The organism is Pseudomonas entomophila, from assembly GCF_013523125.1.
GTDB lineage: Bacteria > Pseudomonadota > Gammaproteobacteria > Pseudomonadales > Pseudomonadaceae > Aquipseudomonas > Aquipseudomonas entomophila_B.
In genome coordinates this window covers 1-655 of sequence record NZ_JAAMQJ010000109.1, presented here as the reverse complement: position 1 = coordinate 655, position 655 = coordinate 1, and the positions used below count along the sequence as shown (strand labels likewise).

General features: G+C 66.3%; 2 protein-coding genes. Both read right to left on the bottom strand.

The window, feature by feature from the left end; genetic code table 11:
• Positions 1-55 precede the first annotated feature (55 nt).
• On the bottom strand, positions 56-346 hold the full coding sequence (locus tag G7007_RS21820) for a hypothetical protein (RefSeq protein WP_181105177.1): 291 nt from the start codon (positions 344-346) through the stop codon (positions 56-58).
• Positions 343-648 carry a hypothetical protein gene (locus G7007_RS21815; protein WP_308852325.1) on the bottom strand — a complete coding sequence of 102 codons (306 nt, stop codon included), beginning with the start codon at positions 646-648 and terminating at the stop codon, positions 343-345. Before G7007_RS21815 ends, G7007_RS21820 begins: the two co-directional genes overlap by 4 nt.
• Between the last annotated feature and the right edge of the window lie 7 nt (positions 649-655).

The following is a 655-nucleotide window of genomic DNA, read 5'->3' as shown; positions in this document are numbered from 1 at the left end:
ACTGTATGGAAAAACAGTATCGTAATGGCTGTCGCTGCTGCTGGGCAATCACCGGTCAGCGGCACGCACCGGCGGCAGCCGCCAGCTCCTTCTCGTAGCCAATGCGCTGTCGGCGCTCAGCCAGCAGGGCTCGCACCTTCACTTCGAGGCTGTCGGTCTTGCGTAGGCCGGCAGCGGCCCAGGGCGGCACGGCGACGTCGGGCGCGCGGCAAGGAACCTGCACGGGCACCTCGACGCGCACGGTGCGCACCTCCGGCTCGACGTGGGATACGCAGCCGGCCAGCAGCAGGACCACAACAGCCAAGGCAAGGCCAGTTTGCGATTTTGCGCAAGTTGGCAAGTTCATAGGCCAAGCTCCTTGTCGATGATCGAGGTGGCGGCCGCGCACTGATCGCCGCCGGTGCGTTCCTGCTGCAGCCGGTTTGCCGCCTGATAGTCGGCCTGCGCCTCGGCATGTGCTCCTGCAACGGCCTGCTCGGCCTGCATCTGGCGTTGCTGGGCAGCCAATTGCAGGTCGCCCAGCGCCTTGCCCTGCTCATTGGCCAGGGCCACCAGGTTGTTGCGGGCCTGCTGGCACTGCTGCACCTGATCGTTGAGCGATGCAGCATCGGCCCGAGCCTTCTCGATCTGGCCGTGCTGCCACCAGATGACGCCG

Excerpts from the sequence above, each read along its gene's own strand:
- G7007_RS21820 (WP_181105177.1), bottom strand. The coding sequence starts at position 346 with ATGAACTTGCCAACTTGCGCAAAATCGCAAACTGGCCTTGCCTTGGCT.